Below are 26,524 nucleotides of genomic sequence, written 5' to 3'. Positions count from 1 at the left end.
TTAAAAAAACATAATATACTCGAGGAGGAAATTAATTATGGGTATCAAAAAAACATTGGGTCTTGGCGTAGCATCGGCAGCACTGGGATTGTCTTTAATCGGAGGGGGCACCTTCGCTTACTTCAGCTCCACAGCAACCAGCACGGCAACCTTCGCGGCAGGCACGCTGAAGCTCGGCTCTTCCTTTAATACACCTGTTGCCCTGACCAATCTGAAACCGGGTGATTACACCGTACGCACGTTCACCTTGTCCAATGACGGCACCCTGGATATCAAACTCCTAACGCTGGCCACCAGCTACACTGTAACTGATGCGAAGGGCGATAATGCCGGCCAGGATCTTGGAGATCACTTCAAAATCAAACTTCTCGACAGCTCTTATACCAGCGGTCCGCTTGCCGGCCATGTGCTGTCCGAGATCTCCCTGAAGGACCTGAAGAACACTTCCAGCTATGATCTCGTAACGGCGGGTGTACTGCCGGGAGGCATCGCCGCTACCCAAACCAAAACCTTCAAGATTGCTTTCGAATTCGTTGACAATACCCAGGATCAGAATATCTTCCAGGGTGACGGCTTGGCGCTGAACTGGACATTCAATGCTACGCAAGGTTTGGGAGAAGCTAAATAAGGCTATTAAATTATATACACAAAACGGCATATCCTCCCTCATCCGGGCTGGATATGCCGTTTTGTCTCTCCCCGCCAGCTTCTGGCAGGAACAAGGGTTTTTGTCCGTTTTGCGAATTTTTGTTATACTGATAACAAAAAGTACGGAGGGCGTTGTAATCGTGTCAGATAATATGGGAAGCCGCATCCATAGGCTCCGGCTGGAGAAGGGTTATTCTTTATCCGAGCTTGCGGATAAAGCTGACGTGGCGAAATCATACTTAAGTAATGTCGAACGGAATATCCAATCCAACCCCTCCATTCAATTTATCGAAAAAATTGCCGATGCACTCCAAGTATCCATTCACGTATTACTGTATGGCGGAATTGCAGAAACTGCAGAGCCGGTTCTCGATGGAGAATGGTTCAGGCTGGTTCAGGATGCGATGGCCTCTGGTATAAGCAAACGTGAATTCAAGGAGTTTCTCGATTATCAGAAATGGCGGCTGGAGCAGAAGGATAACTGAAATACCCCACAAAGTGAGGCAGCAGCCTCGATGATTACCCAGGTACTTTGCGGGGACCCCGAAACAACATGTAAATTCCAACAGAAGAGGGCACAGCGTGTACACCGCTGTGCCCTCTTCTGTATGTATCCGTACAATGCTGAATGCCCTACATCGCCTGGAGTGCTTTTTCAGTAAAAAAACGCCGAATCTCGTCTGCCTGGATGCCAGCCTGCTTAGCAGACATTAGCAAATGCACCCATTCTAAATCCAGATCAACTGCCTGCAGTTCGTCATTCCCCTGGTTGGACTTATCCAAGAAATCTCCTCCTAGAATTTTCGCGTCCCCAGGCAGTCCGGCCATCATAGTATTTCTACTTTAGATCCGAGACTTTGTGCCCCTGTCTTTCGGCAGGTTTACCCTTTACTGGACCCTTTACATGAAAGGATCTGAAAAGAATCGATGAAACCGTTCTCCGCAATAACATTATACAAGATCTTACATGAAAAGTGTGTCGTTTTCTGGAATTTTTTTATGTTAAATCGTGAAGACCCTTAGCTAAAATTGCCAATAGCTTGTATAAATAATCCCAATTCATCTTCAATCCGTCCAAATTAGTTTAAATATACTAAATAGATATTAATCCCGTAACACAATATAGAAACAATTACCCATTTCTATGATTTACAACCACCTAAATCCCTTAATTTTTTATTAATTTTAACGATATTTTATTTTTCCGGCTTCACCCGGGAAATTTATGATTGTTCCGTATGAATCCCCTGCTGAATCATACCGTTTTGCGAACGGATTGCACGAAAGTATGAATTGATTACCCTGCCGGAAAGTAGCACAATAAGATGAGAATGAAACCGCAAACATCGCAGCTCCGCTAAGCGGTGTTCCTAATATACCGCATGTGGAGTTTATCCGTTAGGAGGACCTACTCATGGCCGTCAAAGAGCCCTATAACGAATCTGTCTGGAGCAAGTATTACGGTCCCAATCTGGGCTACATTCAGGAGAAATACGAGCAGTTTGTCAAGGACCCCACTTCCGTAGAGCATCATTACCGCGACCTCTTCACAGTATCCGGCCCGCCTCCCCTGGCTCCGGATGCCGTCAAGACGCCTCCCCCCGCCATCTCAGGAGATACAGAGTGGCTCAGGAAAGCCGTTAAAGCTTCCAAGCTAATGGCTAACATCCGAATATACGGCCATATGGCTGCCGATATCGATCCGCTGGAGCGGAGCACCAACCCGATGGCGAAATGGCTGGAGATCGAGACCTATGAGCTGACGCGCGAAGATCTGAATGCCCTGCCGGCTTCATTGATCTGGGAGAATGCCCCTGAGGGCGTGCATACCGCTATGGATGCCGTTCACAGAATGCGCCAGGCCTACACACAGACCATTGCCTATGAATTCGGGCATGTGCATGACGAGCGTGAGCTGCGCTGGCTCAACAGCCAGGCGGAATCCACAACGTCGCCTGCTCCACTGAACCATGCGGAACGCAAAGAGCTGCTGAAACGCCTGATTCAGGTAGAGCAGTTCGAGACCTTCCTGCATAAGACCTTCGTCGGCCAGAAGCGCTTCAGCCTGGAGGGCAATGATGCCCTCGTGCCTATGCTGGATGAAATTGTCCGCGCTGCCGCACATGACGGCGCAGAGCATATCCTGATGGGTATGGCCCACCGCGGAAGACTTAATGTGCTCGCCCACATTCTGGGCAAACCTTATGATATTATTTTCTCGGAATTCCATCATTCGCCGAACAAGGAGCTCTTCCCGTCCGAAGGCTCCATGGGTGTCACCTATGGCTGGAGCGGGGATGTGAAATACCATCTAGGCGCCGACCGCGCCGTCCGCGAAGGCGAAACTGTGCGTACCCGCATCACGCTTGCGAACAACCCGAGCCATCTCGAGTTCGTGAATCCGGTCGTTGAAGGCTTCACGCGTGCAGCCCAGGAGGAACGGGGCACCCCAGGCCTGCCTAAGCTGAATACGGACAAAGCCATGGCCGTGCTTATGCATGGCGATGCCGCCTTCCCTGGTGAAGGCATTGTTGCGGAAACACTTAATATCGGCAAATTGCAAGGTTATCAGAATGGCGGCACTGTGCATATTATCGTCAATAACCGGATCGGCTTCACCACCGAAAGTGAAGATTCCCGCTCCACGCATTACGCCAGTGATCTGGCGAAGGGCTATGAGATCCCGGTAGTGCATGTCAATGCCGACGACCCCGAAGCCTGTATTGCTGCCGTCCGTATGGCCAGCGCTTACCGCCATTTGTTCAAGAAGGATTTCCTGATTGATCTGATCGGGTACCGCCGGCACGGCCATAATGAGATGGATGATCCGGAAACCACCCAGCCGGTGGTTTATGGCAAGGTCCGCAACCACCCTACCGTCTACCGCGTTTATGCGGAACGCCTGCAGCGCGAGAAGGTCGTTACAGCCGATGAGGTGAAGAACATGATTGCCGAGGCCGAGAGTGTGCTGCAGCAGGCCTTCGAGCAGATGAAGGAAGGGAAACAGAAGAACGCCGAGTCCAAGACTTCGGTCGTCCTGGATACGGGAACACCGGTGCACCACCCTACAGCGGTTCCGCTGGCTAGCCTCCAGGAGATTAACCGTGAGCTGCTGAGCGTACCGGCCGACTTCACAGTCTATCCGAAGCTGGAGCGGATTCTGCAGCGGCGCAAGGATGCGCTCAATGACGGTGAACGGGTAGACTGGGCGCTGGCCGAAACCCTGGCCTTCGCTACCATTCTGAAGGACGGCACGCCGATCCGCCTCAGCGGACAGGATTCACAGCGCGGCACCTTCGCTCACCGCCACCTTGTCCTGCATGACAGTGAGAGCGGGGAGCTCTTCTCCCCTCTTCACCAGCTTAAGGATTCCCGCGCCTCCTTCGGCGTCTACAACAGCCCGCTGTCCGAAGCCTCTGTACTCGGCTATGAATACGGCTATAATGTGTTCGCACCGGAGACCTTCGTGCTCTGGGAAGCGCAATACGGCGATTTCGCCAATGCCGCCCAGGTCATTATCGACCAGTTCATCTCCGCCGGACGCGCCAAGTGGACACAACGCAGCAATCTTGCGATTCTGCTGCCGCATGGATATGAAGGTCAGGGACCGGAACACTCCAGCGGCAGGCTGGAACGTTATCTGCAGCTCTCCGCCGAGGAGAACTGGACCGTAGCGAATCTGACCTGCGCGGCCCAGTATTTCCATCTGCTGCGCCGTCAGGCTGCACTCTGCGGACAGCCCGACGCCCGGCCGCTGGTAATCATGGCACCGAAGAGCCTGATCCGCAATCCGCGCAGTACCTCGGCCGGTGCTGATCTCGCATCCGGCAGCTTCCAGCCCGTGCTTCCGGAACCGCTGCTCGGCAGCAAGCCCGAAGAGGTCAAGCGCCTGGTGGTATGCAGCGGCAAGGTCGCCATCGACCTGCAGACTGAGCTGGAAGCCGCCCGCGGACAGGACTTCTCCTGGCTGCATATTCTCCGCCTGGAGCAGCTGTATCCGTTCCCGGAACGTGAGCTTGGCGCTCATCTCAGTTCGTTCCGTTCCCTGCAGGAAATCATCTGGGTGCAGGAGGAACCGAAGAATATGGGCGGCTGGAGCTACGCCGAACCCCGGCTGCGCGCCATTGCCCCGCAGAATGTTACCGTCCAGTATATCGGCCGTCCGGAGCGCTCCAGCCCGGCCAGCGGTTATGCGGATGTGCACAGCTTCGAGCAGCGGCGCATCGTTAGAGAAGCCCTGAAACTAAACGCTCAAGTACAAGCACCTGTACCGTCTTCCTGACAGCAGCAAGGCGGTCTCTCGATAACGTAAACTACTATATTTGGGGAGGTAACGGCCTGTGTCCGAAATTAAAGTACCCGATTTGGGCGAATCCATTTCCGAAGGAACGATCTACAAATGGCTGGTTAAAGAGGGCGACACTGTCGGCCAGGGCGATGTGCTCGCGGAGCTTGAGACCGACAAGGTCAACCTGGAGATCAGTGCGGAGGAGGATGGTGTCATCTCCTCCATCCTGCGCCAGGCGGGCGAGAACGTTGCCGTTGGCGAAGCTATCGGCATTATCGGCAGCGCCGACGGTGCGGCAGTAGGAGGCGGCAAGCCGGAAGCGGCGAGTGCAGCGACGGGCAGCAGTGCCTCTGACGGCGGTAAGCCGGAAGCGGCAAGTGCTCCGGCCGCCTCCGAAGGTGCGGCGGCGGGCTCTGCGGCCCTGGCTTCGCCGGGGGCGCGCAAGCTGGCCCGGGAGCGGGGCATCGACCTCGGCGAGGTCAGTGCCCGCGACCCCATCGGCCGGATCGGCCAGGCCGATGTGAACGGCCATGGCGCAGCCGTGCCGGAGGCCGCTGCGCCTGCAGCTCCGGCGGCGGCGGCGCGGCCGGAGCCGGTGAAGCCGCCCGCGCCGGCGGGCAAGGCGCCGCATGCCGAGGACGGCAAAGCGACCGAGCGCAAGCGCATGTCGCGCAGACGGCTGACGATTGCCAGCCGCCTGGTCGAAGCGCAGCAGACGGCTGCCATGCTGACCACCTTCAACGAGGTGGACATGACCGCTATTCTCGACATCCGCAAACGCCGCAAGGATGCCTTCAAAGAGAAGCATGAGGTCGGACTCGGCTTCATGTCCTTCTTCACCAAAGCCGTGATCGGCGCACTCAAGGCTTATCCGCTGCTGAATGCCGAGATCGATGGTGAGGATCTCCTGCTGAAGAAATACTATGACATCGGCATTGCCGTAGCTGCCAAAGAAGGCTTGGTCGTGCCGGTCGTCCGCGATGCCGACCGGCTCAGCTTCCCGGAAATCGAGCGCAAGATCGGCGAGCTCGCCTCCAAAGCGCGCGCCAACACGCTCAGTCTGCCGGAGCTGCAGGGCGGTACCTTCACGATCACCAACGGTGGTGTATTCGGATCTCTGCTGTCTACGCCGATCCTCAACACGCCGCAGGTCGGCATTCTCGGCATGCATAAGATCCAGCTTCGTCCGATCGCCTTGGATGAAGAGCGGACAGCCAACCGTCCGATGATGTATGTCGCCTTATCGTACGATCACCGGATTGTGGACGGTTCAGAGGCGGTAGGCTTCCTTGTTAAGGTCAAGGAATTACTGGAAGACCCTGAAGCGCTGCTGTTGGAGGGCTAAGCCCTCCTCCCGGGGCATGCTTCATTCCTCATACGTGTGAACACCAAAGGCATCCGTAGAGCGTATTCGCTCTACGGATGCCTTTTTGGATGCCTTTTAATACCTAAATTGAATTCAATCTATTCACTTAAGCTGCTGGCTGCTCAACGATGAATATTTGGACTTCCGGCTGCTGTTTAAGCAAGAGTTGCCCGATTCATCCTTTGCACATGGAGTGCTTATTAAAATCCTGCACAGAATACAACATTTCCCTCAATAACACGGCCTAAATCTATAATTGTTGTACAAAAGGCAGCAATTCCCTCGTTCCAGGCCGATTAACGAAGCTATTGTTGTATTTCATACAACAATCCTCCTGAACAGCCGGTATTTATGAACCAATGTTGCAGTACGTACAACATTTATGCCCGTATAGACTGAACTTAACAAAATCACTCACCAGAACCGCCCCCTACAGCCCGCCCCGGATCAATTTGCCCGCCAAATCCAGCAGCTGCTCCTTGGTCAGCTTCCGGTCACCGTAGGTGGTGACAATATAATACGCATCCTGCTGCTCGTTGTACCAGTTCAGGTAATGGTAGCTTATATCCGGCCGTACCTCTGGCTTGTCGGCGTGATTGTATACGATCTCACGGCCCTCTACCTCCAGCTTCTCTGCGGCCACCTCCGGTCTTAGCATGACCTGCACATTGCCTCCATGCAGCAGGGTAGCCCCTATTTCGATGACCGCCCCTTCTCTGGTATACTTGCCGCCAATAGAAGCCGCTTCGGTCCACGGGATCGCCTTCATGAACAGATTGCGGCCGGTATTCTGCTTCGCCTCAGCCATCAGTTCGTCAAGAGTCTGACGGTAAAGCGGATTTTCATCGCGTTCCGCGACTAAGGGTGAGCCGGGGTGTATCGTGCCATACTTAAATTCATAACCTCCGGCTTCCTTGGGCAATACAGGCGTCTTCAATTTATTCATCTCTCCAAGGAAAGCCGGGTAATCGGTCAGACGCAGCTCCTTGCCTGCAAACTGCAGTGCCGATTCCGCCCCTTCAGGAAGCTTCTCTCCTCTGACGAAATAGGCGATCAGTTCCCCCGGTTTGGCAAAATCCATCAGCTTCCATGCATATTTGTTATACGCAGCCGGCGGTCCCGGATTGGGGTTCTCTGCCTGATGCTGTACCTTCACCTCGCCTGCCTTATTCCGGATCTGAATATACTCCGAGGCAGCGTAGGCTGTTACTGTGATCAGCAGCAGCATAACCAGCATCCCTGTGAACGCAGCCGTTTTACCGGCGAATCTGATCCCGCGCGGACTCCGCTTCTGTTCAGTCCCCCGCACACGGGCCATAACTCTGTCAGTAACCTCAATTACGGATAGCTGCTCTTCACGGACTGCAGCGTCTCTTATATCTTGGTACTCATTGCCGATTCCTGCCCGTTCCATGATATCCCCTCCTCCGCTTGCATCGTTTCCCGCACTTTTCGTTTGATCCGCTCCATCCTTTTGTGCAGCGCATTGGGACTGATATTCAGAATGGCGCTGATCTCCAGAAAGGTCTGCTCTTCAAATACCCGCAGAACAAGCAAATTCCGTTCCTCCAGCGATAGCCGTCCAAGTGCAGCCTCCAGCGCCGGACTGTATAGCCGCTCTTCCAGCGTCTGCTCCGGACCGGCCGCTGCCGCCGTATCGGGACGGAACACCCGCAGGAAGTGCCCCTGCATCCGCCGCCGGCGCAGCAGGTTCAGACAATGATTGCCGGCAATCCGGTACAGCCAAGCCGAGAAGCTAACCGTAGGCTTGTACCCTCTGATGGATTGATAGGCTTTGACCAGCACATCCTGCACCGCATCCTCGGCATCCTGCCTGTTCCCCAGCATCCGGCAGCAATACCGGTAAACCGGCTGCTGAAAAGCATCCACAATGAACGCAAAGGATTCCTGCTCCCCTTGTTGAACCCTGATAATGACCGCCTCTACCTGCCGCATATCCGGCATATTCTCCTGTGACGTTGCCCTCACCTCCTTGCTTGTATAACTTTATAACACCTGACTTCTGCAAAAAGTGCCTAACGGCACAACTTTATTCGAGTAGAAACGGTTTTGCAGGCTTCATCCTATGTAGTCTTTCAATCCAATATAATATAACTTTAGCAGATTTATTGAAGGCTGATTTATGCACGTTCCACCTCTCATCCGGCCCCCTCCGGACTCTTATCCCTCACCATAGAACAAAAAAGAGACATCCCCCTCCGCTCACGCGGAAGTATGGACATCTCTTCTCCGAAACCAGTCTTTTGGTCTCCAACACTCTTTCTTTACTACACTCGTTGCCCGTCATTCTCTTACTTTACGACACTCTTTATACAGTACTCTTTCTCTACGACACTCTTTGTCTCTGTCTCTTTCAAGCCAACATCAACCTATATATGGTTAAGCCGTATGCCGTGAAGGCTTCAGGCTCATTCCCTTTACTTTTGCCTGCCCTGCTACCGGAGGCTTCAGGGAAACCGCCAGGATGCAGGCCAGGATACACAGCAGACCAATCACGATGAACGTAGGCTTGAACCCGCCCAGGAACGCGGCGATGAACGAGCCGGACAACGCACCGATGCCGAAGCCCTGATAGACAATGCCATAGTTCTTGCTGTGGTTTTTCAAGCCGAAGAAGTCACTGACAATCGCCGGGAACACCGTAATATTACCTCCGAAGCAGAAGGCAATCGCCGCCACACAGGTGAAGAATATGCCGTAGCTGAGGGTCGCGTAGCTGAGAGTAAACATCGCTACAGCCGTAACAGCCAGCGTTACACTAATCAGCTTCAAGCGGCTCATGCGGTCGGATAATGCACCCAGAATCAGGCGTCCGGCCGTATTGAAGATCGCGATCATCGCTACAGCATTCGCCGCTGCCGCAACATCCAGTCCGGCCAGTTGCACACCGATATCCTTCACGATGCCGATCAGATAGAGGCCGCTCATGCAGGCGGTGAAGAAGATCACGAACAGCAGGTATGCTTCCTTCGTGCGGAGCATTTCTTTAACAGTGTAGTCTTTCGGCGCGATAACAGCTCCAGCGGCTGTCTTCATGCGATTCCCGGCAGCCGCACCCACCGATGCCGGGGCCGCCACCGGCGCTTCCCGGACCAGCATTGAGCCGATTACGATCATAATCATCACTATGAAGCCCCAGTACAGAAAAGCATTCGACACGCCCGCCGACTCAATCATGCTGCCGTTGATATATTTGAAGATCAGACTGCCCGTGCCGTAAGCACCTACGGATACACCGGAGATCAGTCCCTTGTTCTTCGGGAACCACTTAATTAAGTTGGATAGTGAAGTAATATACGCTGTACCGTCTGCGTACCCCACAACTACGCCAGCCAGCAGGTAGAACATCGGGAGGGAGCTGGCCTGCGAACTTAGAATCAGACCAAGCCCCAGCATAATCCCGGCAGCAGCGGTCAGTCTGCGGAGGCCGAACCGGTCCTGCAGTTTCCCCGCGAATAGTGTCGCGAAGGCCAGGGCAAAGCTGGTGATGGAAAAAGTTATCGAAACAGAGCTGAGCTCCCAGCCGAATTTGCTGACAAGATGGGCATTGAACAAGCTCCAGGTGTAGATTGTACCGAGTCCCATTTGCATAATCACTGTACCTAGCACGATGAGCCACCGCTTGCTGCCTGGCGTAGTCGTAGTCATGGGTGATTCCCTCTTTCTCTCTAATATCGCTTCCAAAGTCGCTTCAAGGCTTGCTTTGCCTCTTCATTGTAGCGAAAAGATGCTGACTTAAGAGAAATCCGGAATGAGATGACGCAAACGGGGAATGAACTGCCGCTAGAGGCGCATGATCTGCCTGAATTCCTTCACCTTGCCGCGGCTGACCGGCACCTCGAAGTCCAAATCACGCAGCCGGAGCAGATAGGTGTTGTTGAACCAGGGGATGATCTCCTTGATCTTGGACAAATTGACGAGATACGACCGGTGGCAGCGGAAGAACTGCTCCTGCGGCAGGCGGCTATGGAATTCGCTGATGCTTAAGGCCATGCTGTACTCCTCATCTTTGGTAATGACGCTCGTTGTTTTCTCCTGCGCCGAAGCATAGTAGATCTCGTCCGTATCGACGACGATGATCTTTTCATTTTTCCACAGATTGACCTTACCGCTGCTGAGCTTGACCGGCTCTTCTTCCCCCTGGCGGCTCCTGGCCGCAATGGCCCCCTCCAGCTTCTGCAGCATCGCTTTGATCCGCGTCTCACTGTAAGGCTTCAGGATATAGTCGAACGCTTCGATCTCGAACGCCTCGGCGGCATGCTCCTTATAGGCTGTGATGAACACAATATAGGGCTTGACCGCGAAACGGCTAATATTATGGGCCAGCAGCACGCCGTCAACCGAAGGAATATTGATATCCAGAAAAATCACATCCACCGTATCCGTCTGCAGATACTTCAGCGCATCCAGCCCGTCTTCGAACTCGGCGGCAATCTTGAAACTGCTGTGTGCCTGTATCAGAAAAGCAAGCTCCTGCCTCGCCAGCACTTCATCCTCGACAATTATCGCTCTCATCGCTGCTCCTTTATCACATCAAAGTAAATTTCCGTACCCTTGGCAAGCCGGCGGATCGTCAGACCCGTGCCATAGATCAGCTTCACCCGCTGGTGCACGTTGTACAGTCCGATTTTGTTCCCTTCCATGCTGCCGCTGTAGACCTTGGCAATCGTCTCTTCACTAATTCCCGCTCCGGTGTCGGCAATTCTCACCCTTACGCTGTCCCCGTGGTCTTTGACTGAAATTTCTACAGTGCCATTGCCCTTCTCCTTCAAAATCCCGTGGACAATCGCGTTCTCCACCAGCGGCTGAATAATCAGGCTTGGAATACGCACCGCCACCTCATCAATATCGTACAGAACGGTCAGGCGGCTGCCGAAGCGGGCCTTCTCAATCTCCACATAATGCTGGACCTGCTGCAGCTCCCGGCGGATATCAATGGACTCATCGGTCAGCTCCAGATTATATCTCATATACCCCGACAGGTTGACGATCAGCTCGCGCGCCTTGTCCGGATCGATCCGGATCGAGGAGATAATGGCATTCAGCGCATTGAACAGAAAATGGGGGTTGATGCTCGTCTGCAGTGCCTTCAGCTCAGCCTTGTTGGCCATCTCCTTGATCCCCTCCACCCGCGAAACCTCCATTAGTGTAGAGATGATCTGTGACAGCCCGACTGCCATTGCCTGCAGGGAATAGGTGATTTTATGCGCATTGGTGTAGTAAATCTTGAGCGCCCCCGTCACTTCACCCTTCTCCTTCAGCGGAATAATGATCAGCGAGCGGATACCCCGGTTCATGTACTCGGTATCGTCATCGCGGATGGTAATCTCCCCGCTCTTCAGCGTCTGCTTGGTCTCTTCACTGATAATCTCATTGGCCTCGGCATAATACTCTTCACCGACACCGACATAGGCCAGAATGAACCGTGTATCGGTAATCGCCACCGCATCCGCTCCGATATCCTCCTGGATAATCCCGCAGATGGTACGCAGCGACTCTGGATTAATATTGCGGAAATACGGAAGCGTCTTATTGGCAATATCCAGCGCAAGCTTGGACTGCTTAGCCGCAATCCGTTCCTTCTCCCCTTCGACACTCTGCACGAGCGTAACAATCAGCCCGACACTGATCTGACCGATAATCATCGGAAAAGCAATCTTCGACACAATATCCACACCCAGCGAATAAGGGTCCGCCATAATCAGAATCAGCGCCATCGTCAGCGCCTCACAGGCCATCCCGGCCGCGATACCGGCGATCCAGCGTCGTTCAGGTGAGGTGCGCCGGTAGATGATCCCCGATACAAGCCCTGCTGTGATGCTTGTAATTAGACACGGAAGCGAGGTGACCCCGCCGATATCAATCAGGAAACGGTGCACCCCCGAGATGATCCCGGTAATCAGCCCGACCCAGGGGCCGAAAAGAATCCCGCCAGCCATAATGGCGATAATCCGCACATTGACCAGCGACCCTTCCACATTAATCCCGCTGTAGGTTCCGAAGATGGCGAACAGGCTGAAGATCACCGTTACAATCGCCAGCTCCTGCGGCGCATATCCCCCTTTGGCAAAAATCTCTTTAAAGCGCGGCAGCCGGGTCAGTACGAACAGACACATCAGCAGCAGCGCTGCCCGCTCAAACAATTGCAGCAGAATACTCAGGTTATGTTGCACATTCACGCCCCCATCGGACAATCTATCGGTTCATTATAAAGCCTTATTTTTCAGAAAAAAAGGCCTTCTGCGAAGCATACACTTTCCGCTCCATCCGGGCTATAATGGATTATTGTCTTCATTTCAGCAGAGAAAGAAGAGATTATACAATGATAATAACCAGTGAAGCAGACATTCTCCGGCGGGTGAGGGAAGATGACTGGATGATGGATATTCTGAAGGCTGCCGGAACTTTGCAATTACCGGACTGGTGGGTCTGCGCCGGATTTGTGCGGTCGAAGATCTGGGACGTGCAGCATGGTTTTACGGAGAGAACACCCCTCGCGGATATTGATGTGATCTATTATGACCCCGGCGACCTGCGGGAGGGAGTGGAGAAATCCTGGGAAGCCCAGCTGAAGAGCCGTTATCCCGGAATTCCCTGGTCAGTCAAGAATCAGGCCAGGATGCATACCGTCAATAACCTGCCGCCCTATCACTCGTCCACTGACGGCATGTCCAAATTCCCCGAGACGGCAACGGCGCTTGGACTCTCCCTGGACGGGAATGGGGAAGTAATTCTGGCCGCACCTCATGGAATTTCGGATGTCATTCAGCTGGTATTGCGGCCCTCGCCTTACTTCGCCACCCATCCGCATCTGCTGCCTATTTATGAGAAGCGGATTGCAGGCAAGAACTGGCAGAGCATCTGGAGCGGGCTGCGCAGCCTCTCCGCTGACGTTACCTAGTCCGGGCCGAGACCCGGTACAACCCGCAAAGAGCAGCAGGTGCTCCCTGACCGGGGCAGCCTGCTGCTCTTTTTTACAAGACAATGTTATCTGCTTCGTACAGTTATTCTTCCTCAGCTATCCCGCCGAAACACTCTAGTTTACACCGCCAGATCTATCCCCACCACACCTACAATCTCTCCGCGGCCATCCTTAATCGCTCTGGAGAGCGTAATGCAGGAACGTTTGGTAATCGCCGAAACATACGGCTGCGAGACGTACTGGCCTTCATTCATGGCCCCGTTCCACCAGTCACGGCGTTTGGCATTCAGGAGTCCTGCCGCAGGCTCGGAGTAAATGAACGTGCCATCCGTCCGGTTGGACCAGATCGCCTGCACATCCGGAACCTTACGGATACAGGAAGCAAGGACGCTGCTATGGCTGTCCGCATCCGGTGAATACAGCTCCTGCTTAGCTGAGAGCTCCTCCAGCAATACCTGCATTTCCTGCAGCCGTCCCTCGTACCCGCTCATCTCAATCACCCCGCGCCCCGCAATTGCATTCACTGATTGCTGCAGGGATTGCGACTCTATGAGCAGGCTGGCGCTGATATTATTCAGCTGGCCGATCTGGGACCGCTGCCGGGTGACCTGCTCCAGCGTCAGGTCCACACCTGCGATGGTCTCGTTGACAATACCCACTGCACCGCTGAGTTCGGCTGTCACCTCATCAATCAGCCTGCTCTGCCGCGCAGCCGCAGCGACCGATTCAGCTACCGCCGTCCCCACCTCTTCTATTCTGTCCGAGATATCGCCGAGACGCCGCTTCACGGTTGCTACTTCATTCACACCGTGCTCAACTGCAGACTGCTCTTTCGTAACCGACTCCAGCACCTGCCGCACTCCGTTATTGATATCGAGCAGCACCTCCGTGGAGCGGTCTACCGAACTCCGGCTCTGGTCAGCTAACTGCCTGATCCGGCTTGCTACTACCGCGAAGCCCCGACCCTGCTCACCCGCCCGCGCAGCTTCAATAGAAGCGTTGAGCGCCAGCAGCGAGGTTTCGTTGACAATACCGACAATCAGCGAGTTAATCTCCTCCACCATGGCAATATGGCCGCTTAGCGTCGTGAATTTGTTCAGCATATCTCCGCTCTGCTCCTGCAGCTCCTCCATGACCTCATCTGTATTCTTCAGTGAATCCACCATTTCAACCATTCCTGAGCGGGTCGTCTGCATGGTCGCCCCCAGCTTCCCGGTCAGCTCCTCTATATGCTGCGTCACCGCCGCTACTCCGCCCATGGTAGCAAATGCACCCTCAATATTGGCCTTAGCCTCATTACTGCGCGTCTGCAAATCCACTTCGTATGCATGTGAATAGTCTGCCGTCTGCTGCAGCCCTTCCGTGTGGCGGCTAATTTCCTCGAGTGCCCCATGCAGCCGGTCCGAGGTGACAACAATCTCATTGCCCAGCAGCTCCACCTTGCCCCGGGATTCCGCCAGCTGCCGGTCCTTGAGGACTCCGCCGTGATAGCTGTCCAGCGCAAGTCCGCCGAGCGCCGCCATTAGCAGCAGATAGATAACCTTATGCATCCAGTACATATCAACCCATAAGCTGTACACACCTATAAGCAGCAGTAAAACAACGACTAGAACAGCCTTCCCCCGGCGAATACCCATCTTCAACGTTCACTCCACTCTATCATGTTATGTATTCTAACATTATATCAGCAGAGTAAAATTAAGGAAACCATTTCTATACCTATCCTACACTTACGGCGTGTATAAAGAACAAAAGGGATATGGCGAGGACGTCAGGGCGTGGAACACGTGGCGTGGAACATGCGGCGAGGACGCAGGGCGTCGAACACGTGGCGTGGAACATGCGGCGTGGACTCCAGGGCGTGGAACATGCGGCGAAGACGCTGCGAGGCATGCCGCTCAGGTATCCGTTCCACCCCACTCCGCACCGCGCCTGCCACAACAAGTGGATAAACGTATCTTAATTTGCCCGTTTCTTACGAATGAACGGAAGCAAGTGGATTAACAGCACCTATTTATGTTAGTTTTCGCTACTTTGGCCGAATTGGGGTAATTTAAGTGTTCTTTTTCCAACTATTGGTTTGGCAGCACCTTTTCGCGCATCAGCAAGTGGAGGAAATCCATCTATTTCTGCTCCGCTAGCTTCAAGCTAACTAGCTCCAACTTTTCCCGCTCCCGCATATCCTTCAGACTCGACAAACCGGTAAAACAGTTGAAACGAGGAGTATTGGTTGGGTTGGGTTGGGTTGGGTTGGGTTGGGTTGGGTTGGGTTGGGTTGGGTTGGGTTGGGTTGGGTTGGGTTGGGTTGGGTTGGGTTGGGTTGGGTTGGGTTGGGCGCCCGGGGAGATTCAGACTCCAACATATAACCTCCCCAAAAAAGGACAGCCGTGTACACCGCAGCTTCTGCGTGTAAGGCTGTCCTTCCCGGCATCCACCTGGGCGGTTCTACAAAACTGCCGGTTGCATGGTGCCCTCTTGTTTAATCTTAGCCATCATTCCCCGGGCGATCCATACTCCGGCCGCTCCGGCCTGTGCAAGGCCGCGGGTAATGCCTGCACCGTCGCCGCCGCAGTAGAGCCCGGAGATCTCGGTCTCGAATTGCTCTGTCAGCTTAGGCCGGGCAGAATAGAACTTCGCCTCAACTCCATAGAACAGCGTATGCTCGGAGGCAATACCCGGTGTAACCTTCTCCAGCGCCTCGACCATTTCAATCAGGCTCTTCATCGTGATGTACGGCAGGACCAGACCCAGATCGCCAGGCACCGCTTCCTTCAGCGTGGGCTCGAGGAACCCTTCCTTGATCCGTGTCTCCGTGGAGCGGCGGCCGCGCAGGATATCGCCGTACTTCTGCACGATCACGCCCCCGCTGGACAGATCATTGGCACGCTTACAGATTTCCCGGGCATATTCATTCGGTTTATCGAACGGCTCGGTGAAGGTATGGGAGACCAGGAGGGCAAAATTGGTATTCTTGGAGCCAAGCGCCGGGTCCTTGTAGGAGTGTCCGTTCGCTGCCATCACGCCGCTGTGATTCTCCACGACAACATGTCCTGAAGGGTTGCTGCAGAAGGTGCGGACCCGTGTCCCCACAGATGTATTGAAGACGAATTTCCCCTCATAGAGATGTTCGTTAATCTCACGCATCACCACATCAGAGGTTTCCACACGCACCCCTACATCCACCTGGTTATTATACATTTTGAGCCGGCGTTTCTTCAGCACCGCAGTCAGCCAGGCAGATCCGTCACGTCCTGGAGCAATCATTACCTGATCCGCCTCATGGCTCTCACCGTTCTTCAAGGTAATGCCCGTAATACGATGTGCACCGTTCTCCTTGACGGTAACAATATCCTCTACCTCAGTCTTGTACAGCATATCAATGCGCGTCTTCAAATATTCGTATATGGATTTCAGGATTTCCAGATTCTGTTCTGTTCCCAGGTGGCGGACCTGCGCACGCAGCAGCTTAAGCCCTGCCGCATACCCCCGCTGCTCAATCCCGCGGATGCTCTCGGTAGTCGGGTCGGTAATAACCGGCGTTGCGCCGTGCTCCAGGTTGATGCCGTCAACATATTCAATCAGCTCCATCACCCTGGAAGGAGGCAGATAATCGGTCATCCAGCCGCCGAACTCGGTCGTGATGTTGAATTTGCCGTCACTATACGCACCTGCACCGCCAAAGCCGGCAGTAATCGAACAGGCCGGCAGACATCCGGCGAATTCCTTACGGCCCGAAGCCGGAGGGCAGAGCTTGATTTTTTCCTCCAGAATCGGGCAATTCCGCCGGTAGATATCATGGCCCTTGTCCACCAGCAGGATCTTCAGCTCCGGCGCTTTAAGTGTCAATTCATAGCAGGCGAATATTCCGGCAGGACCGGCTCCAACAACAATCACATCATATTTACTCATAGGTTCTCTGTTCCTCCCAGGATGAAACGGCTGCCCCTGCAGTGGATAAGGGCTGCTCTGTTTCTGCGATAAATATAAATTCACTTACGCAAACAGCACAAAAATCCCGACCTCTTCATAGGTATGCAAAATGCACCCTATTCGTAGCCAGGAATTTACGGTCCCCTGTAGAAACCCCCAAACCTTATCATTGAGGATATACGAACAGCTTAGCTCATTATTGTGAGCCAATTGGAATTCTACAGAAATTATGCGAATGTGTCAAGGATATATCGCATTAATAATTCGTGTTTGAATTATTATATCAGCATAAATAGCTATAAATACCTAGTGTTAATCACCAAAACACGAACAATGATCACAGTATCGGATTAGGGAGGAAAATCGGGGTAATTGTCGAATATATAAGTATATTGCCACTGGAAAAGAGGAACATCTTATGCACATCCCACCGCCAACTCCTCGCCAAATGTACTGGAACCGTGTCCTCCTCAACACCTTTTGGATGGTCCTGTTTGTTTATCTGGCAAGCCAGCTATTTGTTGCCTTATCCATGTGGGGCCACCGGCCTGAGCTCTCAGGCGGGCAATATTTCATTAACCACATATTGATCCCCGACTCCATACTGCTCGTCTTGCTTCTGATTCTCGAGGTTGTACATAAATGGAAACCGCTGATGTCCGAGTTCTCAATTATTGTCGCAAGCCATCTGTACGGCATTCTGATGATCATGAATCTGAGCACGGAGTTTCATGTGAAGCCGCTGATTATGCTGCTTCCGCTGCTGGTATCCATGATCTATCTGAAGGACAATTATCTGAAGGCTTCCTCAATTATTTGCCTGATCTATATCATTATGCTGTTCCTCAACACAGCCACCTATGACTATACCCTGCGCATCCAGAACATTATTATCACCCTTATCTTCGCAGGAACTTCTCTGGCCGGGTTCGGCGTCATTGCACGGGGACGGGATCTAATGCAGTCACTGGAGAATTCGGTGAAGTCGGAGCAGGATCTGCGCATTCAGAATATTATTATGGACAGGCTGTCCAAGATTGACCCCTTGACCGACTTGTACAATCATAAGACCTTTCATGAATATCTGGGCTGGCTGATTGAGCATCAGCAGAACAATCCTTTTCCCCTGCAGCTGGCGGTTCTCGATATCGACAATTTCAAAAAAGTAAATGACCAGTATGGCCACTGGGTTGGCGATATTGTACTGAAGCAGGTAGCTGCAGTCATGCTGCAGCATATCGGATCGGATGACTTCGCCGCCCGGTACGGGGGTGAAGAGTTCGTTATCATTCTGACCGCCAAGCCGCTGGAGGATTCTGTGCGGATTATGGACAAGATCCTAACCGGAATTGCCGGCCTGCCCATTAATGAAATGGAGAATAAATCGGTTACGGTCAGCATCGGCATGCATGATTATGATGGAACCGATTCGAAGAGCTCCACTTTTCAGCAGGCAGACGATGCCCTGTATGAAGCCAAAAAAACAGGTAAGAACAAAATCGTTATCTTCTAGCTGCGAATAAACATTTTTATAGTTCAAAAAAAGCGGGTCCACAGGCATATTATCCATGCCCGGGACCCGCTTTTACTATGTAATCTATAAGCTCTAATTCAGATGATCTACTTCATAACGCTTCTGCGGCACGAGCAGTTCAATTACTTTGCGCTGCGGCACCGGCCGGCTGATCAGGTAGCCCTGAACCTTGTCGCAATTCGATTCCTTGAGGAAGGCCAGCTGGCTGGCATCCTCCACGCCCTCGGCTACAACATCCAGGCCCATCTTATGCCCCAGAATAATGATCGTCTGGACGAAGGACTCACTAAAGGCTTTATCCGCAAGGGAATCAATGAAAATTTTGTCCATTTTGAGTGTGGAGATTGGCAGCTGCTGAAGATAGCTTAAGGAGGAGTACCCCGTCCCGAAATCATCCAGCGCAATCCGGATGCCGCGTGACTTCAGGAATTCCAGCTTGCTGACGGTGCTCTCGAACGATTCCATAAATATGGATTCCGTAATCTCCAGCTCCAGACTGCTCGGCTCAAGACCGCTCTCTTCCAGACTATCCAGCACAATCTCCACGAAATCATCCTGCAGCAGCTGAATAATGGAGATATTCACTGATATTTTATAAGAGATTCCGGTAAGCTGGTGGATGCTGTTCATGAATTTGCAGGCTTCCCGCAGCACCCATTCCCCGATATAAATTATCAGCCTGGAATCCTCGGCAATCTTGATGAAGGAGAGCGGAGAGACAAAACCGAGTACCGGACTGTTCCAGCGGATCAAAGCCTCGAATCCCGAGATCAGTCCCGTATCGATCTGCACCTGCGGCTGATAATGCAGCTCAAATTCATTATTGTTCATGGCACTCCGCAGATGCTTCTCAATGTTCATCCGTTCATTAAATGCCGTATGCATTGATTTGTCATAAACCACATAAGTGCTTTTTCCTTCTTCTTTGGCCCGGTACATCGCTACATCAGCATTCTTCAGAATCTCCTCCGTCGTCTCCCCGTCCTCCGGGTAGAAGGAGATCCCGATGCTGCAGGAGACGTACAGGTTGCTCTCGCCGATGAGGAAGGATTTGCGGAAGGAGCGCATAATGTCCTCGGCCAGATTCAGCACATCCACGCGGCTCTCTATGTCTTTGAGAAACACTACAAATTCGTCGCCGCCGAGCCGGGAGAGCATGTCCCCTTCCCGGACTACCGACTGCAGGCGCTCGCTGGCCTTGCGGATCAGAATGTCGCCGGATTTATGTCCTAGCGTATCATTAATATACTTGAAGTTGTCTGTGTCTACGAACAGCAGCGCTGCTCTCCCCCCCGGCCGGCGGAAATAATTCTCCATCGTCTCCAGCAGACAGATCCGGTTCGGCAGATTGCTGAGCGAATCCACATAAGCCAGGCGGTGCATGTTCTTCTGATTCTCCAGCAGCATCTCATATTGCCCTACAAGCTCCTGCTGCGTAGCCGTAAGCTGCTCATAGGTCGCTTCAAGCTCCTGATAGCTGTTGTTCAGATTGAACTCCGCCTGCTTCCGCTTACTGATATCAATCAGCGAGCCAAGGAACAGTACGATTTGGTCTCTCGGGTCCACAATTGCCTTCCCCCTAACCTCAAACCAGACGTAGACATCATCCTTGGTCTTCATCCGGTACTCGGTTTCGTAGATCGGAGTCAGCCCCGTAAGATGCTCCTGTCTGGCTTTGCGTGCGGATTCCTGATCATCCGGATGAATGATGCTGAGCACGCCGCCTTCGAAGGAGTTAATCTCTTCCTCGGTGTAGCCCATAACCTCATACCAGCGGTCCGAGAGCTTGTAGAATCCGCTATCCCAGTCGAGCTCCCACATATAGGCACCTGAGCCTTCGGAGGCCAGACGGAAACGCCGTTCACTGACGCCCAGCCGGTTGAACTGGTCCTGCAGCTCAACTTCAGTTGCCGCAAGCTCCTCATAGGTAGATTCCAATTCCTCGTAACTCAGCTGCAGCTTAAGTTCGTTCTGTTTGCGTTCATCGATATCAAGCCCGACCAGGACAAATATATCCTCCGCCTGATCATCCATCCCCTTAATCAGGGTAGTGCGGATGGAGAAATAATGCGCAGCCGGAGAATGCTCCGGGAGCTTCAGCTCCACATTAGTCACATAATCAAGATAAACCGCTTTGGTAAGGAGATCCCGCAACACTGCCGCTCCGCCCTCAAGACCAGGCAGGTCATCGATACTCACGCCGAGCACATCCTTCTCTGAAAGCCCGGTCATTGTCTCGGCATATTGATTGAAGCGCACGCACCGCTTGTCTCCATGAACCGCCCATATGATCATCCCGGTATTCTCGATCACATCCTCGAAGAATTCCTGTTCAGAGTGAATTGTCCGGCGCAGACGCCGGATATAGATCCGGAGCAGCACAGCGCCGAATACCAGCAGGATAGCCCCTATGGCCACTCCTGAGATGATTCTGTTACGGATCATCGACTGATGATAATCCGAGTGAGCGAAGAAATATTGCTGATACAGCTCTTCGAATGCCCCGGAGCGTTCCAGCCGCTCAAGTCTGGCATTCACATAAGACACCAGCTCCGGCTTGGTCTTGCTGATGCCATAAGCGACATCCTGAGGATAAAGATTGTTCATTTTGCGGACAATCGTTCCGGTCAGCCCCTGTTCAACAATCAGATAATCCACAACCCCCTGATTCTCGAACAGCAGATCAATCTCGCCCTTGCGCAGAGCCTCCACTGCTTCAGGTACGGTTGCATATTCTATGTATTGTGAGGATGAGATTCCCACCTTATTCTGCAGAACAGTTTCCGAATACTGTCCCTTGCCTACACCGATTTTGTAATTTTTCAACGTGCCCAGCTTCACTTCTTCACTAAGCTCCTGGCGGGAATAGACGGAAATATAGCTCCTCAGCACAGGTCTGGAGAACAAGGTATCCTGCTTTCTCTCCTCGGTTACGGCCATGAGTCCGGTCGTGTCGATCTTGCCCTCGGTCAGCAGGCTGTATGTACTCTCCCATTCCCCGGTGCTGTATAGAATAAGATAATCCTTTTTCTCAAAAATCATACTCGTCAGATCAATATCAAAGCCTGTCAGATATCCGTTCTGTATGTACTTGTAAGGGGGATATTCCAGTTCTGCCTGGTACTTAATATCCTGTCTTTCGGCGTGAGCGGCAGCGGCGGGTGTAATCATGAGCACGATGCCAATTAGAAGCAAGAGTTTACACCGCTTCATCGCAATTCTCCTTTGTCCCATAAAAATCGGCTAAACGCATTTATATGAAGCTGTATTCGACAAAAAATGGTAAGGTTCCTGCTAGTTATGCTTCAGTTCTGATAAAATGTGCAAATTCTGCAGAATCGTTTATTTATAAATTCTTATATTTTAAAATAAGAAACTTTATATTTGTATTGCTTTTTGGGAGCAAAATGTGGATAATAGCAATAACGGTTGATAATGATTATCATTATTGAATATCTAGTATTCATTACTTGACTATATCTGAGTTAAAAGGAGACTGAACACCCATGAACGCAGCCACCACCCGGACCGCATTACAGGTTGACGATTACCTGGATCTGCTCAATCTTGCTGTAAAAGTCGGAGATATGAAATGGCAAAAAGAGATCAAGTCCAGATTGCAGTATATCCTCTGTCTGCAAACCCGGTAGATTATTCCGCGCACAACAGCTAAGCCTCCCTGTCTATGGCAAGGACGCCATTGCTGTTAGTTATAGAAGAATGGATATGGCCGCATTTCCTTAACGGGAATGCGGCTTTTTTTGTGGTACACGGGGGGATAATTCCGGGACGGCTGCATCTGAGGTCTCCGGAATGTTTAATGATATAATGATTAGCATAATATAACGAACAACAGCCCATAGATCGGAGTGTGCAGACTTGAGAAAAATCCTCGCCTTGGTCTTACTATTATCCTTGCTCCAGATCCCCGGCGTCTATGCTGCGGATATTCCTGTACAGCAGGGAGTTGTTACTGATGAAGCCGGCTTACTTACTGCCCAGGAAGCAGAAGCTATCACCCGGATGGCCGCAACGGACCGCTATACTCTCCATATCCTGACAATAGACTCTCTTGACGGCGCGGACCCAGCCAGTTATGCAGATGAGGTATACGATACCTGGAACTTGAAGACCCGGGATATCCTGCTTCTGATCGCTTACGGAGACCAGCAGACGGAGATTAACTTCGATAATCCGGAGCTGCAGAACTCGCTCAATGCCTGGTCGCAGAACCTCGGCGGAGCTTCAGGCAGCGCGGCAATCACTAAGCTGCTGGAGACTTACTTCAATCCTTATGCCAGAGACGGTGATTTCGCGGGAGGAATCAGCTCTGTCATTAAGGAGCTGCAAGCCGTCGGCAGCGGACCGGGCAGCGCTGCCGGAGGAACTGCTGGAGGTGGTACTGCGGGTAGCGGATCAGGCGGCAGCGGCGGAACAGCCGGAAGCAGTGGATCGGGGGCGGCCGAAACCGGCACCGGCGGACTCTCCTTCTTATCGCTCGCCGCTATTGTTGCCGGAGCCGCCTTACTGGTGTTCCTGCTGTACGTACTGATTACAGGAATGCGCCGCCGCAGCGGGCTTGCCAGGCAGCAGGAACAATTGTCTGACCTGCTGGTACGTGCGAATCGCGCCCTCGAATCCCTTCAGCCCTTCCAGGGAATCGTGCAGGGCAAGACCGGAGAACTGGTCGAGGGTATATCAAAGCGCCTGACCTCGCAGCTGGTCGACATATCAGCGCTGCAGACCACCGGGCAAGGTGCCCTGCCGCCCTTCTACCGCCTGTCCGCCCTCAAAGCTGCAACAGAACAGCTTCAGCAGACGGAAGGTAATTTCCGCACTTCGCTTGAAGAGGAAGAGAAGAATATCGCTGTCATCAGCGAAGCCGACCGGAACGTCAAGCAGCGGATCACCGAATTGAAGCAGGATGCGCCAGAGCTTGACGGACAATTGCAGCAGGCGGCCCAAGCGACCGGCTATCCGCTGCAGGAAATCGCCGAGGACCTGCAGGAGCTGGCCGCAGAAACCGCCAAGGCTGACCAGCTGGAGCTGTTTGACCCGATTGCCGCACAGGATATTACCGAAGAGGCGCAGGAGCGCCAGGAGCAGATTGAGCGGGACCTGCAGGATGTAGATGCTTTTGACGATAAACTGAAGGCGTTCCCCGGGGTTCTGGCCGCTGCCCGCAGCCGCATTGCCGGGCTGATTGAGCAGAACTCCCTGCACAATATGAAGGTTAAGCCCTATGACAGTCTGGAGCAGGCTTCGGCTGCCGCCGGGTCCCTGGAGGCGCCGCTGCGCAGCGGCGACATGGATGAGGTGCGGCGGATCGGTGCCGCGCTGGACGCGCTGCTGGCTGAAGCCGTCGCCATGACGGAGCGCCAGGCCATGATCCGGCAGAGCAACCGCGCAGATCTGGAGACGGTGCGCAGCAAGTGGGGCAGCTTGACCCAGCGGCGCAATGAGCTGCAGGGCAAGCTCACCGAGGCGGGGAACCAGTTCGCCCGCCAGCATCTGGACAGTCTGGAGAAGACGCTTGAGGAGACAGGCGCCGCACTGCGGCAAGGCGCAGGCGAAGTGCCGCAGATAGAGACCTGGACCAGCGATGCACGCGGTGAATATGAGAATGCGCGCAGCGGACTTGACCGGCTGCTAACGCTGCAGGACGAGACTGAAGGCAAATTCAGCAGTATCGACAGCAGTCTGAGCTCTCTGTACGAACGTCTGGACAGCCTGAGAAGGCTGTTCACGGAAGGACAGAGCAGGGTCGATGCGGCACAGAGTCTGCTACATAGCAGAGGTATTGCTGCACAGAGCCGCTTCCAGCTGTCCCTGCTGCCGGAGTATGCCGAGCTGGAGCAGCGACTGTCCGCCCGTCCATACAATCTGGATGAACTGGAGAGTACAGGACGTTCTTATGCATCGCAGATTTCCAGCTTCGTGGAGGAAGCGAACCGGCTTGTCCGCCAGAAGGAAGAGGCAGAGCGGGCGGCCCGCCTGGCAATGATGCGGGAACAGCAGCGGAGAGAACAGGCCCGCAAGCGGATGTCCTCAGGGCCGCCCTCCTCGGGCGGATTCGGCGGCGGACGTTCCTCCGGCGGCTCCTCCTGGGGCGGCGGAGGCCGGTCGTCGGGCGGCTCTTCCTGGGGCGGAGGCAAGTCCGGCAGGAATTCTTCCGGCGGCTCCAAGTGGTAGACGGCGGATTGCCGGGAGCGGCATAGACATATTTAAGACGGCTTCAGCCAGGATGTATGGCTGAAGCCGTCTTTTTCTGAAGAACCTGTATAAGTCTCGGGGGTGGCTGATGCTGAGAATGTAAGATGTGTTATACAGGCTCCTGCAGCTGCATATGGGCAATGAACTCCATGAATACAGGGGATAGCCGCTGCTCCTTGCGGTAGATAAGCTGAATATAGAACGGCTCAAGCTGCCCGGCCAGGGGAATTCCGGTTAACACGCCGGTGCACAGCTCCTCTTCTACCGCATACCGCGGCAGAAAGGCCGTCCCCCAGCTGTGCTTCACGGCCTGCTTGATCCCCTCGAGATTCCCGAACTCCATATCTACACGCGCAGTTATACCGGATTCCCTGAGCACATGCAGCAGCTGCTTCCGGTACGTGCAGGTACTCTCTGTCAGCACCAGCGGTTCCCCCTCCAGATGCTCCGGGGTAACCGCCTTTTCGGCTGCCAAGGGATGCTCCGGATGGGTGATCACATACAGCTGCTCCTCCCGCAGCGGCAGAGTGACCAGTTCCCCCGACGCATACGGAACATCGAAGATCAGACCGAAATGGGCGGTTTTATCTTTGACTGCGGCGATGATATCTTCTTCAGAGCCGGGCTGTACCCGCAGCTGCATTCCGGGATGCTGCTCCCGGTACCGGTGCAGCCGGTGAGGCAGATAATAAGCGGCCAGCGTCTCAATGGCGCCAATATTCAGCACTCCCTGATCACCCCCGGAGATTATCCCTTTAGCTTCCGCACTCAGCGCCAGCATCTGCCGGGCATACGGGAGCAGATTGCTGCCGGCGAAGGTTGGAATCATCCCCCTGCCCGAACGCTCCAGCAGAATGGCTCCGTACAGCTCCTCCAGCTTGGCAATCTGCGCCGTCACACTCGATTGTGCGTATCCCAGCACTTCTGCCGCCCGGGTATAACTTCCGTGGTCCGCCACTGTACAAAAGGTCCGCAAATAGGTTAATTCCATACACAGCTCTCCTGAATTATCAATATTTTCGATATTTAGTATCGCAGACTATAGATAACTCCAATTATAGTTCCCTTATATAATAAAACCAACCCATTTAACCAAGGAGGACTCCGCAATGAAACTACAGGCGAAATCTCAAGTACTGGCTGCTCCGGCGGGAGCCTCCGCAGATGCGGTACGCTATTTCACGGCCAAAGCAGCATTCGAGACCGATGTGGCCGATGTGGCTTACGATCTGCGTGAAGGGATCACCGGCTTTCAGCTGGTCGATGTCCGCGATGCCCGTTCATATGAAGAGGCTCACCTGCCGGGAGCCCTCTCCCTGCCCTCCGGGCGGATAAACCACACTTCTCCGGAGCTGCCCACAGATGATGTACTCATTCTGTATTGCTGGGGACCCGCCTGCAATGGAGCCAGTAAAGCTGCAGCCAGACTGGCTGCCCAGGGCTACCTCGTTAAGGAGATGCTGGGCGGTATCGAGTATTGGCGCAAGGAAGGGGGCAGACTGGAGGGCACCCTGCAGGAGGAAGCGCCGCTGTACTTTAGCATGCCTGCCGGAAAGCAATAATACGGAGCCTTTCCCCTAAGCGTATATTTCCGTGAGAGAC

Annotated in this window: 19 protein-coding genes and 2 riboswitches; of the genes, 9 read left to right on the top strand and 10 right to left on the bottom strand. The window is 53.5% G+C overall.

The genetic code is table 11. The features are described 5' to 3' along the window. The first annotated feature begins 37 nt into the window (after positions 1-37). Together NSQ73_RS32315 and NSQ73_RS32310 are read left to right on the top strand one after the other, a co-directional pair. Positions 38-628, top strand: a complete 591-nt coding sequence (locus tag NSQ73_RS32315; protein WP_042133023.1) for a TasA family protein — start codon at positions 38-40, stop codon at positions 626-628. 172 nt (positions 629-800) lie between these two features. Continuing rightward, positions 801-1,133 (top strand): helix-turn-helix domain-containing protein, encoded by a 333-nt coding sequence (locus NSQ73_RS32310; RefSeq protein ID WP_042140681.1) that lies wholly within the window; start codon positions 801-803, stop codon positions 1,131-1,133. A 148-nt stretch (positions 1,134-1,281) separates the two neighbouring features. On the opposite strand, the gene NSQ73_RS32305 is transcribed toward NSQ73_RS32310, so the two are convergent. Continuing rightward, positions 1,282-1,431 (bottom strand): anti-repressor SinI family protein, encoded by a 150-nt coding sequence (locus NSQ73_RS32305; RefSeq protein WP_083442555.1) that lies wholly within the window; start codon positions 1,429-1,431, stop codon positions 1,282-1,284. A gap of 28 nt (positions 1,432-1,459) precedes the next feature. Further along, positions 1,460-1,544, bottom strand: a riboswitch (cyclic di-GMP riboswitch). A gap of 518 nt (positions 1,545-2,062) precedes the next feature. On the opposite strand from NSQ73_RS32305, the gene NSQ73_RS32300 reads away from it, so the two are divergent. Both NSQ73_RS32300 and odhB read left to right on the top strand, forming a co-directional pair. After that, a complete protein-coding gene (locus tag NSQ73_RS32300) occupies positions 2,063-4,930 on the top strand; it encodes a 2-oxoglutarate dehydrogenase E1 component (RefSeq protein WP_340990279.1) in 2,868 nt (955 codons plus the stop codon). A gap of 58 nt (positions 4,931-4,988) precedes the next feature. Continuing rightward, entirely contained in the window at positions 4,989-6,281 is a 1,293-nt protein-coding gene (gene odhB, locus NSQ73_RS32295; RefSeq protein WP_340990277.1) for a 2-oxoglutarate dehydrogenase complex dihydrolipoyllysine-residue succinyltransferase, read from the top strand. A 451-nt stretch (positions 6,282-6,732) separates the two neighbouring features. On the opposite strand, the gene NSQ73_RS32290 is transcribed toward odhB, so the two are convergent. From NSQ73_RS32290 to NSQ73_RS32270, 5 genes are all read right to left on the bottom strand, one after another. Further along, positions 6,733-7,716, bottom strand: a complete 984-nt coding sequence (locus NSQ73_RS32290) for a hypothetical protein (RefSeq protein ID WP_340990275.1) — start codon at positions 7,714-7,716, stop codon at positions 6,733-6,735. Continuing rightward, the gene (locus NSQ73_RS32285) at positions 7,677-8,258 is read right to left on the bottom strand and encodes an RNA polymerase sigma factor (protein WP_340990274.1); all 582 of its coding nucleotides are present in this window, start codon (positions 8,256-8,258) and stop codon (positions 7,677-7,679) included. The genes NSQ73_RS32290 and NSQ73_RS32285 overlap by 40 nt, the downstream gene beginning before the upstream one ends. 444 nt (positions 8,259-8,702) lie before the next feature. Then, the gene (locus tag NSQ73_RS32280) at positions 8,703-9,971 is read right to left on the bottom strand and encodes an L-lactate MFS transporter (protein ID WP_340990273.1); all 1,269 of its coding nucleotides are present in this window, start codon (positions 9,969-9,971) and stop codon (positions 8,703-8,705) included. 135 nt (positions 9,972-10,106) lie between these two features. Continuing rightward, positions 10,107-10,838, bottom strand: coding sequence for a LytR/AlgR family response regulator transcription factor (locus NSQ73_RS32275; protein ID WP_340990271.1), 732 nt, complete (start codon positions 10,836-10,838; stop codon positions 10,107-10,109). After that, complete coding sequence (locus NSQ73_RS32270; RefSeq protein WP_445669724.1) at positions 10,835-12,439, bottom strand: LytS/YhcK type 5TM receptor domain-containing protein; 1,605 nt, start codon at positions 12,437-12,439, stop codon at positions 10,835-10,837. Before NSQ73_RS32270 ends, NSQ73_RS32275 begins: the two co-directional genes overlap by 4 nt. A 206-nt stretch (positions 12,440-12,645) precedes the next feature. Here NSQ73_RS32270 and NSQ73_RS32265 point away from each other — a divergent pair, with 206 nt between their 5' ends. Beyond that, on the top strand, positions 12,646-13,224 hold the full coding sequence (locus NSQ73_RS32265) for a nucleotidyltransferase family protein (protein WP_340990268.1): 579 nt from the start codon (positions 12,646-12,648) through the stop codon (positions 13,222-13,224). A 140-nt stretch (positions 13,225-13,364) separates the two neighbouring features. On the opposite strand, the gene NSQ73_RS32260 is transcribed toward NSQ73_RS32265, so the two are convergent. Together NSQ73_RS32260 and NSQ73_RS32255 are read right to left on the bottom strand one after the other, a co-directional pair. After that, on the bottom strand, positions 13,365-14,882 hold the full coding sequence (locus NSQ73_RS32260) for a methyl-accepting chemotaxis protein (protein ID WP_340990717.1): 1,518 nt from the start codon (positions 14,880-14,882) through the stop codon (positions 13,365-13,367). A gap of 808 nt (positions 14,883-15,690) precedes the next feature. Further along, positions 15,691-17,154 carry an NAD(P)/FAD-dependent oxidoreductase gene (locus NSQ73_RS32255; protein WP_340990267.1) on the bottom strand — a complete coding sequence of 488 codons (1,464 nt, stop codon included), beginning with the start codon at positions 17,152-17,154 and terminating at the stop codon, positions 15,691-15,693. A gap of 124 nt (positions 17,155-17,278) precedes the next feature. Further along, a riboswitch (purine riboswitch) is annotated at positions 17,279-17,378 on the bottom strand. 215 nt (positions 17,379-17,593) lie between these two features. Between NSQ73_RS32255 and NSQ73_RS32250 the strand changes: the two genes are divergently transcribed. Next, a complete protein-coding gene (locus NSQ73_RS32250; RefSeq protein WP_171720320.1) occupies positions 17,594-18,688 on the top strand; it encodes a GGDEF domain-containing protein in 1,095 nt (364 codons plus the stop codon). 93 nt (positions 18,689-18,781) lie between these two features. Here NSQ73_RS32250 and NSQ73_RS32245 read toward each other — a convergent pair whose 3' ends face one another. After that, positions 18,782-21,922, bottom strand: coding sequence for an EAL domain-containing protein (locus NSQ73_RS32245; protein WP_340990264.1), 3,141 nt, complete (start codon positions 21,920-21,922; stop codon positions 18,782-18,784). A 293-nt stretch (positions 21,923-22,215) separates the two neighbouring features. On the opposite strand from NSQ73_RS32245, the gene NSQ73_RS32240 reads away from it, so the two are divergent. Then, positions 22,216-22,359, top strand: a complete 144-nt coding sequence (locus NSQ73_RS32240; RefSeq protein WP_171720322.1) for a hypothetical protein — start codon at positions 22,216-22,218, stop codon at positions 22,357-22,359. A gap of 229 nt (positions 22,360-22,588) precedes the next feature. Then, entirely contained in the window at positions 22,589-24,901 is a 2,313-nt protein-coding gene (locus tag NSQ73_RS32235; protein WP_340990262.1) for a TPM domain-containing protein, read from the top strand. A gap of 130 nt (positions 24,902-25,031) precedes the next feature. Here NSQ73_RS32235 and NSQ73_RS32230 read toward each other — a convergent pair whose 3' ends face one another. Beyond that, a complete protein-coding gene (locus NSQ73_RS32230; RefSeq protein WP_340990260.1) occupies positions 25,032-25,913 on the bottom strand; it encodes a LysR family transcriptional regulator in 882 nt (293 codons plus the stop codon). 118 nt (positions 25,914-26,031) lie between these two features. On the opposite strand from NSQ73_RS32230, the gene NSQ73_RS32225 reads away from it, so the two are divergent. Then, complete coding sequence (locus NSQ73_RS32225) at positions 26,032-26,484, top strand: rhodanese-like domain-containing protein (protein WP_340990258.1); 453 nt, start codon at positions 26,032-26,034, stop codon at positions 26,482-26,484. Positions 26,485-26,524: the final 40 nt, after the last annotated feature.

This window comes from Paenibacillus sp. FSL R10-2736, from assembly GCF_038000245.1.
In the GTDB taxonomy this organism is placed as follows: Bacteria; Bacillota; Bacilli; order Paenibacillales; family Paenibacillaceae; genus Paenibacillus_AQ; species Paenibacillus_AQ phytohabitans.
This window is presented reverse-complemented; position numbering and strand designations above follow the sequence as displayed.

Coding starts and splice junctions, on each gene's coding strand:
- NSQ73_RS32265 (WP_340990268.1), top strand. CDS start 12,646: ATGATAATAACCAGTGAAGCAGACATTCTCCGGCGGGTGAGGGAAGAT.
- NSQ73_RS32300 (WP_340990279.1), top strand. CDS start 2,063: ATGGCCGTCAAAGAGCCCTATAACGAATCTGTCTGGAGCAAGTATTAC.
- NSQ73_RS32310 (WP_042140681.1), top strand. CDS start 801: ATGGGAAGCCGCATCCATAGGCTCCGGCTGGAGAAGGGTTATTCTTTA.
- NSQ73_RS32270 (WP_445669724.1), bottom strand. CDS start 12,439: ATGTGTCTGTTCGTACTGACCCGGCTGCCGCGCTTTAAAGAGATTTTT.
- NSQ73_RS32260 (WP_340990717.1), bottom strand. CDS start 14,882: ATGGGTATTCGCCGGGGGAAGGCTGTTCTAGTCGTTGTTTTACTGCTG.
- NSQ73_RS32255 (WP_340990267.1), bottom strand. CDS start 17,154: ATGAGTAAATATGATGTGATTGTTGTTGGAGCCGGTCCTGCCGGAATA.
- NSQ73_RS32240 (WP_171720322.1), top strand. CDS start 22,216: ATGAACGCAGCCACCACCCGGACCGCATTACAGGTTGACGATTACCTG.
- NSQ73_RS32250 (WP_171720320.1), top strand. CDS start 17,594: ATGCACATCCCACCGCCAACTCCTCGCCAAATGTACTGGAACCGTGTC.
- NSQ73_RS32285 (WP_340990274.1), bottom strand. CDS start 8,258: ATGCGGCAGGTAGAGGCGGTCATTATCAGGGTTCAACAAGGGGAGCAG.
- NSQ73_RS32275 (WP_340990271.1), bottom strand. CDS start 10,838: ATGAGAGCGATAATTGTCGAGGATGAAGTGCTGGCGAGGCAGGAGCTT.
- NSQ73_RS32290 (WP_340990275.1), bottom strand. CDS start 7,716: ATGGAACGGGCAGGAATCGGCAATGAGTACCAAGATATAAGAGACGCT.
- NSQ73_RS32315 (WP_042133023.1), top strand. CDS start 38: ATGGGTATCAAAAAAACATTGGGTCTTGGCGTAGCATCGGCAGCACTG.
- NSQ73_RS32225 (WP_340990258.1), top strand. CDS start 26,032: ATGAAACTACAGGCGAAATCTCAAGTACTGGCTGCTCCGGCGGGAGCC.
- NSQ73_RS32280 (WP_340990273.1), bottom strand. CDS start 9,971: ATGACTACGACTACGCCAGGCAGCAAGCGGTGGCTCATCGTGCTAGGT.
- NSQ73_RS32245 (WP_340990264.1), bottom strand. CDS start 21,922: ATGAAGCGGTGTAAACTCTTGCTTCTAATTGGCATCGTGCTCATGATT.
- NSQ73_RS32230 (WP_340990260.1), bottom strand. CDS start 25,913: ATGGAATTAACCTATTTGCGGACCTTTTGTACAGTGGCGGACCACGGA.